This window comes from Ruegeria sp. A3M17 (assembly GCF_003318255.1).
Taxonomy (GTDB): Bacteria; Pseudomonadota; Alphaproteobacteria; order Rhodobacterales; family Rhodobacteraceae; genus Ruegeria.
Genome location: NZ_QOCF01000007.1, coordinates 146,169 through 161,758 on the forward strand (window position 1 = coordinate 146,169; position 15,590 = coordinate 161,758).

Consider the following 15,590-nt stretch of genomic DNA (forward strand, 5'->3'; position numbering starts at 1 on the left):
GAGCCGACCATGTCCCTTTCCTTTCGTCAGTCAGACATTCTGAACATCGCCAGACAGGATGGCCGTGTGATGGTGGATGACCTGGCCACACAGTTCGGGGTCACGGTTCAGACCATACGCCGCGACCTGTCTGAGCTGGCGGATCTGGGGAAGCTGGACCGGGTTCATGGCGGGGCCGTCATTCGCTCGGGCGTTTCCAATATTGGCTATGAGGATCGCCGCGCCCTGAACGATGAAGCGAAGGCGCGCATTGCCTCGGCCTGCGCCCTAGACATCCCGGACGGCGCGTCGGTTTTCATGAACATCGGCACCTCGACCGAGGCGGTTGCGCGCCAATTGGTGAACCACAAGAACTTGATGGTCGTCACCAACAACATGAATGTCGCCAATATTCTGGCAGAGAACGCGGATTGCGAAATCGTAGTCGCGGGCGGTGTCCTGCGCAGGTCGGATGGCGGGTTGGTGGGTAATCTGACAGTCACGACCATGCGGCACTTCAAGTTCGATTATGCGGTCATCGGCTGCTCGGCACTTGATGCCGATGGCGACCTACTGGATTTCGACTTTCAAGAGGTCCAGGTCAGCCAGACGATTCTGGCCCAGACACGACGCACTTTTCTTGTGGCCGATCACTCAAAATTTCAGCGCGCAGCCCCCGCGCGCATCACCTCGTTGGCTGAGATCGACACGTTTTACACCGACCGGCCACTGTCGATCCGTCTAAGCAAGAGGTGTCAGGAATGGAAGACCGACCTGCGCGTTTGTCAATAACCCCCTAAGTCGTTCTCCTAAAAGGTGAACTTGGTAAGAGATTTCTTGCCAGACCTCCCCGCGCCTGACAGTATCCCTGTATTGCGTTCGTTGCACGGAAGGGGAGAACCGGGCCATGATAGCGCTTTTATTTGCGTTACTTACAGCCACCATGGGGCTGAATTATTTTCGACAAACAACGGCAGCCAATGCGCTGTTTTTCTTCACGCTGGCGTTGAGTGTGTACTGGCTGAAATTCCACGCCACCAGCCAACTGACAATCCAGTTGTAGGGGGTGATGATGACACCAGAATTGTCCCGAACCCTGAACGCCATCAGTATGCTGGCCGTAAGCCTTGTGCTGCTTTTGGCCTTTGTTTACCAACTGGCGCTTTACGAGCTGCCCTGTCCACTTTGCCTGCTGCAACGCGTTGGCTTTGTCGCCGTGGGCGTTGGGCTGGGCTTGAACCTGCTATACGGCGCGCGGCCGCGGCACTATGCGTTGATGTTAATCGCGGCGCTCTATGGCGGCAGCGTATCGGTGCGCCAGATCCTTCTGCATATCGTTCCCGGCACGGGCCATTACGGCTCGCCCGTGTTGGGGTTGCACTACTACACGTGGGCCGCAATTTGCTTTTTCCTGATCTTGTTGGGCACCGCGGTTATGCTGCTGTTTGATCGCCAATATGCTGACGATACTTCGGATCAGCCTCGTTTCGGTGGAAGCACCCTGGCCAAGGTGGCCTTCTTCATCATGCTTGGTTTGGCTGTTCTGAATGTCGGTTCTACGCTGCTTGAATGTGGTCCCGGCATTTGCGCCGACCCGCCAACCAGTTACAAAGTGATTGACGAACTGGGCTCCAACAACTGAGGATGGGATAACCTTCCCGAACAGAGGCACAAACATGGGGTTACTTGGGCAGCCACTCGGCTATTACGACTACCTGACATTTGTTGCGTTGATTTTGCTGCTGGCCGCCGTCATGGCGCTGTTTCTATTCGTGATGGGACTACCGGGCCGGATTGCGATTAAACGCAATCACCCCCATGCCGAAGCAATTAAGATCATGGGATGGATGGGATTTCTCGCCATCGTACCCTGGGTCCATGCTTTCATCTGGGCGTTCCACGATGGAACCGTGGTAGATATCCGCCGTATGCCCGATGATGAGCGTGAGGCGGTTCGCAAAGAAATCAAGCGTTTGGGTGGTGAGTTGACGGAAGAATACCGCGACCCGCTGGATCCGGAAGAAACACAAAAGAGCTAACGCCAAAGGAAACTACAAAATATGTTTGTCGCCCTCGGCATTACGCTTTTCTACATCATATTTGTCTGGCTTATTTTCTTCAAGTTCCAGTGGCTGAAGTTCAGCATCACGTGGGGCATCGTATCATTCTGGGTCGGTGCACACCTGCTGTTGATCTTTCTGGTCGCTCTTCGGTTCTTTCAGCCGTTCTCCATCGACAGCCACGTGGTCCGCTCAACCATCCAGATCGTTCCACGGCTGACCGAGCCGACGTTATTGACTGAGGTACTGGTCGAGCCAAATACCGAGGTCACAAAGGGCGATCCCCTGTATCGGTTCGACGACACCGTGTTCGCGCTTGAGGTTGAGGAAGCCACAGCGCAGCTGGTGGCGGCCGAGCAAAACGCCAAGATCCTGGAACAGGACGTCATTGCCGCAGGGGAAGCCATTGAGCGTGCCAACGCTCAACTTGCTTACGCACAGACGCAGCAAGCCCGATACGAAAACCTCGTACCCGCAGGCGGTGCGCGGCAGGATGAGCTGGATCGCTGGAACGAACAGGTGACCGAAGATCAGGCGCAGGTCAAAGAGGCCACGGCAAATCTGGAAAAGGCTCAGCTTGCGCTGGATTCCCAGATTGACGGGGTCAACACCGGTATTCTTCAGGCGCAGGCGCAGTTGGACAAGGCCCAGTATTTTCTGGACAACACCACGATTTACGCCCCCGAAGACGGCATGATCGTGTCCCAACAAGCCCGTCCCGGTCTGGTCGTCGGCGATATTCGCCTGGGCGCCATTGCCAGCTTTGTCACCAAGGAAAACCCTTACATTCTTGCAACCTACCGTCAGCAGAACCTGAAATTTGTCGAAGTCGGTCAACCCGTTGAAGTCGCCCTTGATCTGTATCCGGGCGAAATTTTAACTGGTAAAGTCGAAGCGATCTGGTGGGCAACCCGACAAGGGCAATACTTGCCGTCTGGCCGCCTACCCGGGTTTGAGCTACCGAAATTACCCGGTCGCATCGCGGTCCAGATCTCGGTCGATATCCCCGACGGGCATACCTTCCCCGCCGGTGGTCACGCGGCCGTGGCGATCTACACCGGTCAGGGCAAAAGCTTTGAGTTCCTGCGGCGGATCAACATTCGTCTCTATTCTTTCGCCAACTTCATTCGACCACTGGATATCTAAGGACGCATATGATGACCCGGGCCAGAACAAACCGCCGACTGATGGGCACGGTCCTATGCGCCGCGCTGCTGGTCGGCTGCGCACCAGTTGGCCCGGATTTCGTGCGCCCGAACTCACCGGTCGTCAAACAATGGATCGAGGTCAACACCCCAAGCACTGGTCAAAGCGGTCTGACTTCGCGCAGCGCTCCGGTGGTGAAATGGTGGGAGACCTTCAACGACCCCACCCTCAATAAACTGATCGCCGAGGCCTATGCCCAGAACCTGGACCTGCAGGTTGCCGGTGCCCGCGTTCTGCAGGCACGCGCGCAGTTGGGCATTGCGTTTGGCGAGCTGTATCCGCAATCACAGGCCATCGGTGCATCCATCGAACGCCGTCAGGTCAGCGACAACCTCGGACCGATTTCCGATATCCGCCGGATCATCCCGCTGGACACTGAGTTTTCGACCTCGCAGGTCGGCTTTGATGCCCAATGGGAGCTGGATGTGTGGGGTCAGCAACGTCGTGGCGTTCAGGCCGCGCGATCCAACCTGGCGCTGCAAGTGGCCAATTATGATGACGCGCTTGTCACGCTGACCGGCGATGTCGCAGCGCTTTATGTCAACATTCGTGCCTTGCAAGAGTCGCTGGCCGTGGCGCGCGACAACATCCAGTTGCAACAGGAATCCGCCGATCTGACCCAATTGCGGTTTGACAATGGCGTAACAACCGAGCTGGACGTGCAGGAATCCACAGCCCTGTTGAACAATACCAAGGCCTTGGTGCCAGAGATTGAAAGTGATCTTCAACAGGCCAAGAATGCATTGGCCGTGCTGCTGGGAACCACCCCTTCCCGCATGACCAGCCTACTAGGCAATTCCGGGCGGATCCCCTCTGCGCGTACGAATGTGTCCGTTGGCGTCCCGGCCGAACTGCTACGCCGCCGTCCGGACGTTCGCGCAGCCGAGCTGGCAGCGGCCACGCAATCGGCGCAGGTCGGCATCGCTTTGGCCGATCTTTATCCGCAATTCATCCTGTCAGGTGCAATTGGCCTGCAGGCCTCGGGCGGGCAGGATTTGTTTTCAGCAGGCAGCTACACCGGGCTCGCAAATGCCGGAGTGGTCTGGAACGTGCTGAACTATGGCCGGATTAAGAACAACGTCCGCGCACAAGATGCGGCCTATCAGGCGTTGATCGCCAATTACCAGAACACCGTCCTGACCGCCTATTCCGAGGTTGAAAGCGCGATGGTGGCTTATGCCCAGTCACGCAAGCAAGTTGGCTTTTATGAAAAAAGCGTCGCGGCTTCGCGCAAAGCGGCTGATATCGCCATCGACCAGTACCGGGACGGTATCGCAAGCTATTCGCGTATCCTGAACACCCAAACAGCCCTGCTGCGGTCTCAGGCTAATTTGATTCAGGCGCGCCAGCAGGTTTCCAGCAATCTGGTTGCGGTTTACAAGGGATTGGGTGGCGGCTGGCAGATCCGGCAGAACCAAGAATTCCTGCCAGAAACCGTTCTGGCCGAAATGGCATATCGCACGGATTGGGGCGATCTTCTGGAGAAAACCCCGACCCGCGCCAGTCTGAACTGAGTGTTACTTCGTCAGCCCGCGCAAACCGCCTGAAATCAGGATGTTCACCTCGTACAGAATACGTGGTGCTGCCAGACCACCGGGGCTGGCCAGATAGTTCGGGCTCCACTCCGGATCGAACTTCTGCTTGAAAGATCGCAGCCCTTCGAAGTGATAGAACTGCTCGCCGTGCTCATATACGAACCCTCCGACGCGGTTCCAGAAAGACGCCAGTTGCCGGTTCTCAATTCCCGAAAACGGTGCCGCCCCCAGCGAGAACCAATGGAACCCCTGCTCTGCCCCCCAGGTCATCATCTCGGCAAACAAGGCGTCCATGATAAAGTTCGACCCGTCCGGCTCATACCGCATCAGGTCCAACGACAATTCGGACTTGTTCCCGCCTTGGAAGAGGTTGGCGAAGGCGACGATCTTTCCCGTATCTGCCTTCTTCAGCACCGCGAAATCGAAATAGGACAGGTATTCATCGTCAAACCCGCCCAATGCGAACCCCTTCTCCTCACCAGCCTTATGCTCCAGCCAATCGTCTGAAATCTTGCGCAATTCGGGAAACACAGGACCCACTTTTTCCTTCGGTATGATCTCGAATACATACCCTTCGCGTTCGGCCCGGTTCTTGGCCTGACGGAACCGCTTGCGAGATTTGCCGTCCAGCGAGAAATCTTTCAACGGCACGCGCGCGACCTCTCCGATCTTCAGAATAGACAGGCCCAGATCCAGAAACGTCGGCAAGTACTTAGTTGATACGCTGTAGAAAGCGCACAACTTGCCCTCACGGTCCGCCATTTCGCGCAATTGCCAGATCAGTTGCTTTCCGGCGGTTTCATCCCCAACCGGCTCCCCCTTGGTGATCAGTGCATTGCCTGTGTCGGCATAGGCCAGAAATGCGTCATCGTCCGGTGAAATCAGGAATTGCTTGTCGCCGGTCAGTGAAATCTGCGACTCGGTGTCTTCGCTTTCCATGACCAGGCGCTCAACAACCTCGGGGATCTCCGTCCGGACCGGTTCCGGAACCTCGCGCCCGAACAAAGAATTCACGGCCACCACGCCAAGAATAACCGCCACCACAAGACTGGATCGCAAAAAGCGTGAGGCGTCACCGTTCCACGCGAACTCCCACCACAAAGAGTTCTGATATTCGATATGCGAATAGGAAAACAGCCCGACCCAAAACACGACCAGAAGCAAGGCGACCACGCTGACCAGCCACGGGATGTTCAGGCGGAATATCGATGCCCCGCTGACGCGGTAAAACGCCCCGCGAAACGTAGCCAGCAAGGCGATTGTGCCCAACATGCTGATCGCTTCGTGCGTATCGAGACCCTTGGTCAGCGATGCGACGAACCCGGCAACCATCAGCAGCATGGCCACTATCCATGCGCGGTACAGCTTGCGGAACAGGCCGCGCGACACAAGGATCAGCAACACTCCAACAGCGCTGCCAGCAAGGTGTGAGGCTTCGACAAAGGACAACGGCAGGAAGTCCCGCAATGCGCTAAGGTTCTGGCTGCCGGCGGGCAATGCCCCGGACACCAGCAGAATAACACCCGCCACAGCGGCCACGCCTGCCGCAACCATCGGCACAATCGGACGGATCACGCGATAGACCCACGTGGCCGCGCCACCGATGTGATGTCGATGTGTCAGGGCCGAGGCCACCGCGATGGACAGCGTCGCAATGGCGAACGGCAGGAAGGTATATATCAAACGGTATAGCAACAGGGCCGCGATCACGTCAGATCGACCCGAGGCCCCAAGCCCGGCGATCAAAGTCGCCTCAAACGCGCCAATTCCGCCCGGAGCGTGGCTGAGAATTCCGACCGCGATCGCGCCAATGTAAATTGTGAAGAAGAACGGAAACCCAACCCCCAGATCATCCGGCATCAACACGTACAGCGTCATGGACGCCCCAAACAGGTCACCCACAGCCGCCAGCGTCAGCAATCCCGGCAACTTTCCGCCCGGCAAATTGAAGCCCAAACCACCAGTGGCCAGCCTGCGACCACCCTTGGAAAGCCAAATGAACAGCGTTGCGAAGCCCACAAGCAGGCACAGTCCCATCACGGTTTCGACGGTGTCACTTATGGGCAGAACCTTAGACACGCCATCCGGATGAAAGGTTAGCAACCCACCCAGAAGCAGAATGAAACCTGACCAGAATGCGATCCAGGATGTGGCAATCACCCCCGCAACCCGGCCCAGATCAAGGCCCAGAGACGCATAGATCCGATACCGGATCGCCGTGCCGGTGATGTAGGAAAACCCAAGGCAATTCGACACGGCGTAGCCACAGGCCCCGGCCATGCCAGCGACGGGCAAAGGGACCTCGCCATCTGCCACACTTTGCACGGCAAACACATCATAAAGTGAGAGAGACAAAAAGCTGACAGCCGTCCAGCACAGGGCAAAAAACATCAGCTTCCACGATGTATTCGCGACGTCGGTTTTTACATCAGCCCATTTGACGTGCGAAGACAGCTCGTGCAGGACGGTCAGGGCAATAAGCGTGACCAGAATCGGTATCGCGATCCGGACAAGGGGCTTTTCAAGAAACCCCGAAACCCGTTCGGCCAGGCGTACAGCCCAGAGTTCTTCGACATTTTCATGAGTTGCCATGCTTTGTCCCTGCTCTCAGGCTCGATCACACTCTGCACGATCGAAACGCGCAAGCAGACTTTTGCACATTTTCGTTCAGGCTCAAAGCACTACGGGGGTCACAACCGACCTTTGCGGGTGGACAGCAGCAGGTTGGTCTCGGACTTGGTGATCCCCTCCATGCGGCGAATCTGGAACAGCACCTCGTCCAGCTCAGCCAGTGTTTCGGTCCAGATTTCGGCGATCAGATCCCAGCTGCCGTTCGTGGAGTGAACCGCGCGCACCTGCCGCATGGCAGCAATACGGGCCATCGTACGCTCGGTCCCGCGGCCTTCGATTTCCAGCATCATCATGCCTCGCACCGGGCTTTGCGCCACGTCCTGACGGGTGAGTACAGTGAACCCAACAATTTCACCGGACTGTTTGAGGCGCTGCAGGCGGCTGCGAACCGTGGTGCGTGTTACCCCCAGCGTTTCGGCGAGTTCGGATAGCGATGCCCGTGCGTCGCGGTGCAGTGCACTCAGCAGCCTGCTATCCAAATCGTCCATGATTACTTCTCATTTCGTTTTTCCGGATGCCATTTTGAACATTTTGCTGCCTTTTCGCAAGCCATCACGAGGGTCTAGATAGTCATATGGATACGCAAAATGTAATATTGGTTGGCGCACCGATGGACGCAGGTAAGCGTCGTCAGGGGTGCCGCATGGGCCCGGACGCCTACCGGGTGGCCGGTCTGGAACAAGCTCTGACTGACCTCGGGCACCAAGTGTCGGATATCGGCAATGTCAGCGCCGATCCGTCAGATGTACCGGAGCATCCACACCTTGTGGCGCTGCCCGAGTGCATCGGCTGGACCAGCGCCCTGAGCCGCACCGCACAGGAAACCGCGCCGAACGGACTGCCGATTTTTATGGGCGGTGATCACGCTCTGTCCATGGGCACAGTTGCCGGGATGGCAGCACATGCCGACGGGATCGGGCGACCATTATTTGTGCTTTGGCTTGACGCCCATAGTGACTTTCATACACCTGACAGCTCCGGCAGCGGCAACCTGCACGGCACGCCGGTTGCCTATTTCACCGGGCAACCCGGGTTTGACGCCTTCCCTCCGCTGGCTGCGCCGATTCCAACGGACCGCGTGGGCATGATTGGTCTGCGTTCCGTGGACCCGGCTGAACGTGCACGACTGGAACAGGATCAGGCGATGCTGGCAGACATGCGAAGCATTGATGAACATGGCATCAAGGCGCCGTTGATCGCTTTCCTCGAACGTGTCCGCGCGGCAAACGGCATTCTCCATGTATCCTTGGATGTTGATTTCCTAGACCCCTCGATCGCTCCTGCTGTCGGCACGACTGTTCCCGGTGGGGCGACCGAACGCGAAGCCCATCTGGCGATGGAGTTACTGCATGAAAGCGGCCTCGTCTGCTCACTGGACCTGGTCGAACTGAACCCGTTCCTGGATGAGCGTGGACGAACCGCAAAACTGATGGTCGATCTGGCCGCGTCCCTGTTGGGCCGCCGCATCTTCGACCGCCCGACCCGGAGTTTCTGATGTCCCAACCTTCTGACAAGGCGCTTGTGCCCTTTGTTTCCGTCGACAATATGATGCGGCTGGTGCACCACATCGGGGTCGAGCGGATGATCACCCAGATCGCCGCCCAGATCGAATCCGACTTCAAACGATGGGAGAGTTTTGACAAGACCCCTCGCATTCCGGCGCATTCTCCCCATGGCGTAATCGAACTGATGCCGACCTCGGATGGTGAGGCCTATGGGTTCAAATACGTAAACGGGCACCCCAAGAACACGTCCGAGGGCCTGCAAACCGTGACAGCCTTTGGCCTTCTGGCCGACGTCTATACCGGCTACCCGACGCTTTTGACCGAGATGACGATGCTGACCGCCCTCCGCACGGCGGCAACCTCGGCCCTTGTCGGCAGTTATCTGGCACCAAAGTCATCGCGCTTCATGGCGATGATTGGGAACGGTGCTCAGTCCGAGTTTCAATGCCTGGCGTTCAAGGCCATGTGCGGGATCGACACTGTGCGTCTTTACGATACCGATCATGCGGCCACCAAAAAATGCGCGGCAAACCTCAAGAATTCCGGGCTGACGGTCGTGCTTTGCAAAACACCCGAGGAAGCTATTGAAGGCGCGCAGATCATTACGACCTGTACGGCGGACAAGAAAAACGCAACGATCCTGACGGACAACATGGTCGGACCGGGCGTCCACATCAATGCAATTGGCGGTGATTGCCCCGGCAAGACCGAGCTACACCGCGATATTCTGCTACGTTCGGACATCTTCGTCGAATACCCAGAACAAACACGCATCGAGGGCGAAATTCAGGCCTTGGCCGAGGATTACCCAGTGACCGAATTGTGGCAGGTCATGACCGGCCAGGCCAAGGGCCGACGCGACGACCGACAGATCACTTTGTTTGATAGTGTTGGCTTCGCGATCGAGGATTTCTCGGCCTTGTGCTACGTCCAGTCCGCCATCAAAGACACTGACTTCTTTGAACCTTTGGACATGCTGGCCGATCCGGACGACCCACGAGACCTGTACGGGATGTTAATGCGGGCGAGCTAAGGGGGCTCTGCCCCCGCCGCCCATTGGGCGCCTCCCCCGGGATACTTAAGGCCAGATGAAGTACAGGATCCCTTACTTCATCCGGCCAAAAATATCCCGGAGCGCGAGGCAGCGCCTCGCATAATGATTTGTCTATCCCGCGAGCGATGGCAGATAGAGAACGATACCGGGAAACGCTACGAGCAACGCAATGGTCACACCATCGGCGATGAAGAATGGCGTTACTCCCTTGAACACGTCCTGAACACTCAGGTCCGGGCGCACACCAGCTACCACGAAGCAGTTCAAACCGATTGGTGGCGTGATCAGACAGAACTCGGCCATTTTTACCACCAGAATACCGAACCAGATCGCGCACATCGGGCCTGACATGCCAAAGGCGCTGTCGGCGGCGCTGACGGTCTCGCCTCCGTTCAGGGCCATGACCGCCGGATAGACGACCGGCAATGTCAGCAACAGCATCCCGATGGCATCCATAAACATGCCCAACACCGCGTAGGCCAGAAGGATGCAGATCAGGATCAGCATCGGCGACATTTCCAGCGAGGTGATCCAGTCCGAAAACACGCCCGGAAGATCGGCAAACCCCAGAAACCGTACGTAGATCAGCACCCCCCAGATGATCGTGAAGATCATCGCGGTCAGTTTGGCAGTTTCCAGAAGCGCCGACTTCAGTTCGGGCCAACGCATCCCGTGGAAAAGGGCGAAACAGAAAACGATGAAGGCACCGATTGCTCCGCCTTCGGTTGGCGTACCCCAGGCTTTTTCTCCAAACGGGTTATAGACAAAGCAGATGATGATCAGGATCACCGCGACAATCGGAAACGCGCCCGGCAGAGACGCAAAACGCTGCTTCCAGGTGAAACCTGTCACCGGTGGACCAACATTTTTGAACACAACCGCGATGCCAACGATCAGCAGACCGTACACAACGGCCGAAAATGCACCGGGGATAAACCCGGCAAGCAGCAGTTTACCCACATCCTGTTCCACGATGATCGCATAGATTACAAGGATCGCGGATGGCGGGATCAGGGATGCAAGTGTACCGCCCGCAGCGACCACTCCGGCTGCGAATTGCTTGTTGTAGCCGACCTTCAACATCTCGGGGATAGCGATCCGGGCGAACACGGCAGACGTTGCCACCGACGCGCCGGAAACGGCCGCAAAGCCCGCGGTTGCAAAGACGGTCGAAACGGCCAGCCCTCCGGGCACCCACGCAACCCAACGTTTAGCGGCCTCGAACAACGCGCGAGTCAGCCCCGCGTAGTAGGCCAGATAACCGATCAGGATGAAGGTGGGGATCAGGCTAAGTGTATGGGCAGCAACCTTGGAATGCGGCACCTGCCCCGCCGTCTTGACCGCGACCGTCAGTGCTTTGCCAAAGCGGTCAGGATCATACCCGAACTTGGCCCAGAAAATCCAAACCAGACCGACAAGACCCGCCAGACCCGCCGCAAAGGCCACGCGCATTCCGGTAAAAACCAGAACCAGCAGGCCACCCGTGACCCACAAGCCAATTTCAATCGAGTCCATGTGCTAGTCCTGTCCTTCGAATTGCTCAGCCTCGGCGGCGGCCTGTGCGGCAGCGTCCTGGATCAGTGGAACGGCTACAGGGCTTTCGGCCCCTACGATCAGCGCGCGACCATATCCCCAAACCTGAAGCAGCAGGCGCAGGCAAAGCACCGAGAACGCCACAGGTGCCAGCAACTTGGCGGGCCATAGCGGGATGCCAATATCGATTGAACTGTCCCGGCTCCACAACGGCGCGCCAATGTCGAACGAGCGGTCAAAATGGGACCAGCTGCCCCAGACCAGGGCCAGCATCAGCACCAGGATCAGAAGGACCGAGATCAGCTCGAACAGCCACAACGCCCGCCCGTGCAGCCGCGAGATGACAATATCCATCCGGATATGACCGCCATCGCGCTGAACAAAAGAAACGCCCAGAAACGCAATCAGCGGCATCGCCTGTTCGATCCAGTCGACATATCCCGGCAAAGGCGCGTTAATCGCATTGCGTCCGCTGACCGAGACCACCGCCAGAACCATAAGACTGAACACGGCAAGGCCACTGATCAGAGCCAGAAACCGCTCTAACCTCAACAACTTACGGTCCAAAGAACTCAGGAGGCTGTTGTCTTCAAGCACCGTGGCCTGTCCTGCCATTGCGGTGTTCCCCTGTATTTTTGTTGGTGTCCGGATGCCCCGGTGGGCACCCGGATTTTGTGCTTAGTTACCGCTGCGCTGCTGTTCCAGCGTGGACAGGACCAGATCATACAGGTCCTGCGCAGGGATACCCTGAGCCGACATATCCTCAATCCACTGTGCCCGGATTGGATCGGCAGCCTTGGTGCGGAACTCTGCGATTACCGCATCATCGATCTGTACCTTTGCTACACCCTTTTCATCCAAAACACTGTCCCACTGGTCCAGCAGCGACCCATAATTGGCCAGATAGTGATCAATCGCTTCGTCGATCGAACTGTCCAACGCCTCGCGATGCTCAGCCGGCAGTGCCTCATAGGCATCGATATTGACCACAACCGGGCAATTCACAGTGCCGGGGTTCAGGTTGGCCGTCCACCAATCCGCTTCGTTGATGGTGCCAAAAGACAGGTGCGCGTGCTGAGCAAAGGCGACCGTGTCAACGACACCGGACTCCATTGCATTAAAGGCTTCGGTTGCAGGAACCGAGGTCGGCACACCACCTACCGCCTCGAATGCCTTGCCCAGACCACCTGTGGCGCGGACACGCATGCCTTCGAACTCGGCAAGTTCGTCACGCGGGTCGCCGGTTCCGACAATGTTGTACTGCGGCATGGGTGAGGTCATGATGATACGCGCATTCCACTGCGCCATCTCATCCTTGACGGCAGGGTGATCGTAAACCGCGTGGCTGACGGCAACTTCCTCATCCAGGTTGTTCACGCCCAAAAACGGCAGTTCCAGAACGGTGATCGCGCGATTTTTGTCACGATGATACCCGGCACAGAACTGCGCCATCTCAAACGCACCTATTTCGATTCCATCCAGATTTTCGCGCGGCTTGGACAGACCACCATAGCTGACATTGATGGTGAAATCGCCGTTTGTCTTTTCGCTGACCAACTCAGACAGTTTCTCAACATGCTCGGTGAACGCACGACGTTTGCCCCAGACCGAAGCATTCCATTCAGTTGCGGCTGCCTCGGACACGAACGCAACACACAAGGCGGCCACAGCAGAGCCGCTCAAGATCTTTTTCATACTGAATTCTCCCTTTGCTGCACCCCCTTACCGAGGCGCTTGGCGTCAAAGCTAGCGCCAACATCGGAATGTGCCAACCCCTGGTCAACATTCCTGACCAGCTGGGAATGGCACCGTTGAGCGCTAACAACCGAAAGGTGAGTCACAGATGCAATTCAGTTGTACCCCGGCGGCTTATTTCCACAGAAATTTTCATTACAGGCAAGGCTATGTAAAAAAACTACTTTCCCCATTGATGACCTATTTATTTACAAAATCACTTCGGCTCAAAAAAATAATTTACAAACTAATCGTGAGAAATCGGTAATTTATTTCCTTGTTTTCAGCTCTCCGTATTATTGCGCATAAGGAGGAAACAGATCGACATCGCCAGTTCAGCAGGCAAAATCGGTCTGATTCAATATGATCCAGAGGGAGGAGCCTCAGAATGACAACCGCTGCCCAGGCAGAAGCCAATACCTTTCCGCCGTCCGCCGAAACCGTGGCCCGCACGCATGTTAATGCTGAAAAATACACTGAGATGTATGCGGCTTCGATCAACGATCCCGTCGCGTTCTGGGACGAACAAGGCAAGCGTATCGACTGGATCAAGCCCTACACCCAGGTCAAAGACGTAAGCTACGATTTTGGCTCGGTCGGAATCAACTGGTACGCGGACGGCACGCTGAACGTTTCGGCCAACTGTCTGGACCGCCACCTGAATACCCGCGGCGATCAAACTGCGATCATCTGGGAACCGGATGATCCGAAAGACGAAGCGCAGCACATCACCTATGCTGAGTTGCACCGCCGGACCTGCCGGATGGCAAACATTCTGGAATCGCTGGGCGTGCGTAAGGGCGACCGCGTCGTGATCTATATGCCGATGATCCCCGAGGCCGCCTATGCCATGTTGGCCTGCGCGCGCATTGGCGCGATCCATTCGATCGTCTTTGCGGGTTTCTCACCAGACGCTCTGGCGGCGCGCGTCAATGGCTGCGACGCAAAGGTTGTGATCACCGCCGACGAGGCCCCGCGAGGTGGCCGCAAGACCGCGCTTAAATCCAATGCGGATGCTGCTCTTCTGCACTGCAAAGACACAGTGAAATGCCTGGTCGTAAAGCGCACCGGTGGTCAAACAACATGGATTGCCGACCGCGACTACGACTATAACGAAATGGCGCTTGAGGCGGACGACTACTGCGCACCCGCTGAGATGAGCGCAGAAGACCCGCTGTTCATCCTCTACACCTCCGGCTCGACCGGACAACCCAAGGGTGTGGTGCATACCACTGGCGGCTATCTGGTTTTCGCATCGCTGACCCATGAGATCACCTTCGACTACCACGAGGGCGATGTGTATTGGTGCACGGCTGACGTGGGCTGGGTCACAGGCCACAGCTATATCGTCTACGGCCCGCTGGCCAACGGCGCAACTACACTAATGTTCGAAGGTGTTCCGACCTACCCCGACGCGGGCCGTTTCTGGGAGGTTTGCGCCAAGCACAAGGTCAACCAGTTTTACACCGCACCAACGGCTATCCGCGCATTGATGGGGCAAGGCAACGAGTGGGTCGACAAGCATGATCTGAGCGACCTCAAACTACTGGGCACCGTGGGCGAACCGATCAACCCTGAAGCCTGGAACTGGTACAATGAAGTGGTCGGTAAAGGAAATTGCCCCATCGTTGACACGTGGTGGCAGACCGAGACCGGCGGTCACCTGATGACCCCCCTTCCCGGTGCACACGCGATGAAACCGGGTGCTGCCATGAAGCCGTTCTTCGGCATTCAGCCCGTGGTTCTGGACCCGCAGTCAGGCGTCGAGATCAACGGCAACGGTGTCGAAGGTGTTCTGTGCATCAAAGACAGCTGGCCCGGTCAGATGCGTACCGTTTGGGGCGACCATGAGCGGTTCGAAAAGACCTATTTCTCGGATTACAAAGGCTACTACTTCACCGGGGACGGCTGCCGCCGTGATGAGGATGGCGATTACTGGATCACCGGCCGTGTGGATGACGTGATCAACGTCTCGGGCCACCGTATGGGGACCGCCGAGGTCGAAAGCGCGCTTGTAGCACATGCCGCCGTGGCTGAGGCCGCCGTGGTCGGATATCCCCATGAGATCAAAGGGCAAGGCATCTATTGCTATGTCACTCTGATGAATGACCGTGATCCCTCGGATGAGTTGCTGAAAGAGTTGCGTACCTGGGTCCGGACAGAAATCGGTCCGATTGCATCGCCTGACGTGATCCAGTGGGCCCCTGGTCTGCCCAAGACCCGCTCGGGCAAGATTATGCGCCGTATCCTGCGCAAGATTGCCGAGAATGACTTTGGCGCATTGGGTGACACGTCTACGCTTGCCGATCCGTCGGTGGTCGAAGACCTGATCGAAAACCGTGCGAACAAGTGA

The 15,590-nt window shown here is 57.2% G+C and carries 14 protein-coding genes; 9 read left to right on the forward strand and 5 right to left on the reverse strand.

From position 1 onward, the window contains the following. Positions 1–9: 9 nt before the first annotated feature. The 6 genes from DS906_RS04195 (at position 10) to DS906_RS04215 (ending at position 4,759) form a co-directional block, all read left to right on the forward strand. Positions 10–771 (forward strand): DeoR/GlpR family DNA-binding transcription regulator, encoded by a 762-nt coding sequence (locus tag DS906_RS04195; RefSeq protein WP_113788975.1) that lies wholly within the window; start codon positions 10–12, stop codon positions 769–771. Between the two features lie 115 nt (positions 772–886). Next, positions 887–1,042: a DUF5993 family protein gene (locus tag DS906_RS22265; RefSeq protein ID WP_199528470.1), complete on the forward strand. Its 156-nt coding sequence runs from the start codon at positions 887–889 to the stop codon at positions 1,040–1,042. A 9-nt stretch (positions 1,043–1,051) separates the two neighbouring features. After that, positions 1,052–1,621, forward strand: a complete 570-nt coding sequence (locus tag DS906_RS04200; RefSeq protein WP_113789098.1) for a disulfide bond formation protein B — start codon at positions 1,052–1,054, stop codon at positions 1,619–1,621. Between the two features lie 34 nt (positions 1,622–1,655). Beyond that, a complete protein-coding gene (locus DS906_RS04205) occupies positions 1,656–2,018 on the forward strand; it encodes a DUF3302 domain-containing protein (RefSeq protein ID WP_113788976.1) in 363 nt (120 codons plus the stop codon). Positions 2,019–2,039: 21 nt separating this feature from the next. Then, the gene (locus tag DS906_RS04210; protein WP_113788977.1) at positions 2,040–3,185 is read left to right on the forward strand and encodes an HlyD family secretion protein; all 1,146 of its coding nucleotides are present in this window, start codon (positions 2,040–2,042) and stop codon (positions 3,183–3,185) included. Between the two features lie 11 nt (positions 3,186–3,196). Then, entirely contained in the window at positions 3,197–4,759 is a 1,563-nt protein-coding gene (locus DS906_RS04215; protein WP_113789099.1) for an efflux transporter outer membrane subunit, read from the forward strand. A gap of 3 nt (positions 4,760–4,762) precedes the next feature. Here the strand turns inward: DS906_RS04215 and mprF are convergent, their stop codons facing one another. Together mprF and DS906_RS04225 are read right to left on the reverse strand one after the other, a co-directional pair. Further along, positions 4,763–7,372: a bifunctional lysylphosphatidylglycerol flippase/synthetase MprF gene (gene mprF, locus DS906_RS04220; protein ID WP_113788978.1), complete on the reverse strand. Its 2,610-nt coding sequence runs from the start codon at positions 7,370–7,372 to the stop codon at positions 4,763–4,765. A 98-nt stretch (positions 7,373–7,470) separates the two neighbouring features. Continuing rightward, positions 7,471–7,899 (reverse strand): Lrp/AsnC family transcriptional regulator, encoded by a 429-nt coding sequence (locus DS906_RS04225; protein WP_113788979.1) that lies wholly within the window; start codon positions 7,897–7,899, stop codon positions 7,471–7,473. 86 nt (positions 7,900–7,985) lie between these two features. On the opposite strand from DS906_RS04225, the gene rocF reads away from it, so the two are divergent. Further along, a complete protein-coding gene (gene rocF, locus DS906_RS04230) occupies positions 7,986–8,906 on the forward strand; it encodes an arginase (protein ID WP_113788980.1) in 921 nt (306 codons plus the stop codon). Beyond that, positions 8,906–9,949 carry an ornithine cyclodeaminase gene (locus DS906_RS04235; protein WP_113788981.1) on the forward strand — a complete coding sequence of 348 codons (1,044 nt, stop codon included), beginning with the start codon at positions 8,906–8,908 and terminating at the stop codon, positions 9,947–9,949. Before rocF ends, DS906_RS04235 begins: the two co-directional genes overlap by 1 nt. Positions 9,950–10,081: 132 nt before the next feature. Here DS906_RS04235 and DS906_RS04240 read toward each other — a convergent pair whose 3' ends face one another. The 3 genes from DS906_RS04240 to dctP form a co-directional block, all read right to left on the reverse strand. Next, positions 10,082–11,485: a TRAP transporter large permease gene (locus tag DS906_RS04240; RefSeq protein WP_113788982.1), complete on the reverse strand. Its 1,404-nt coding sequence runs from the start codon at positions 11,483–11,485 to the stop codon at positions 10,082–10,084. A gap of 3 nt (positions 11,486–11,488) precedes the next feature. Then, a complete protein-coding gene (locus DS906_RS04245; protein ID WP_113788983.1) occupies positions 11,489–12,118 on the reverse strand; it encodes a TRAP transporter small permease subunit in 630 nt (209 codons plus the stop codon). Between the two features lie 63 nt (positions 12,119–12,181). Further along, positions 12,182–13,198: a TRAP transporter substrate-binding protein DctP gene (dctP, locus tag DS906_RS04250; protein WP_113788984.1), complete on the reverse strand. Its 1,017-nt coding sequence runs from the start codon at positions 13,196–13,198 to the stop codon at positions 12,182–12,184. A gap of 427 nt (positions 13,199–13,625) precedes the next feature. Here dctP and acs point away from each other — a divergent pair, with 427 nt between their 5' ends. Beyond that, positions 13,626–15,590, forward strand: coding sequence for an acetate--CoA ligase (gene acs / locus DS906_RS04255; protein ID WP_113788985.1), 1,965 nt, complete (start codon positions 13,626–13,628; stop codon positions 15,588–15,590).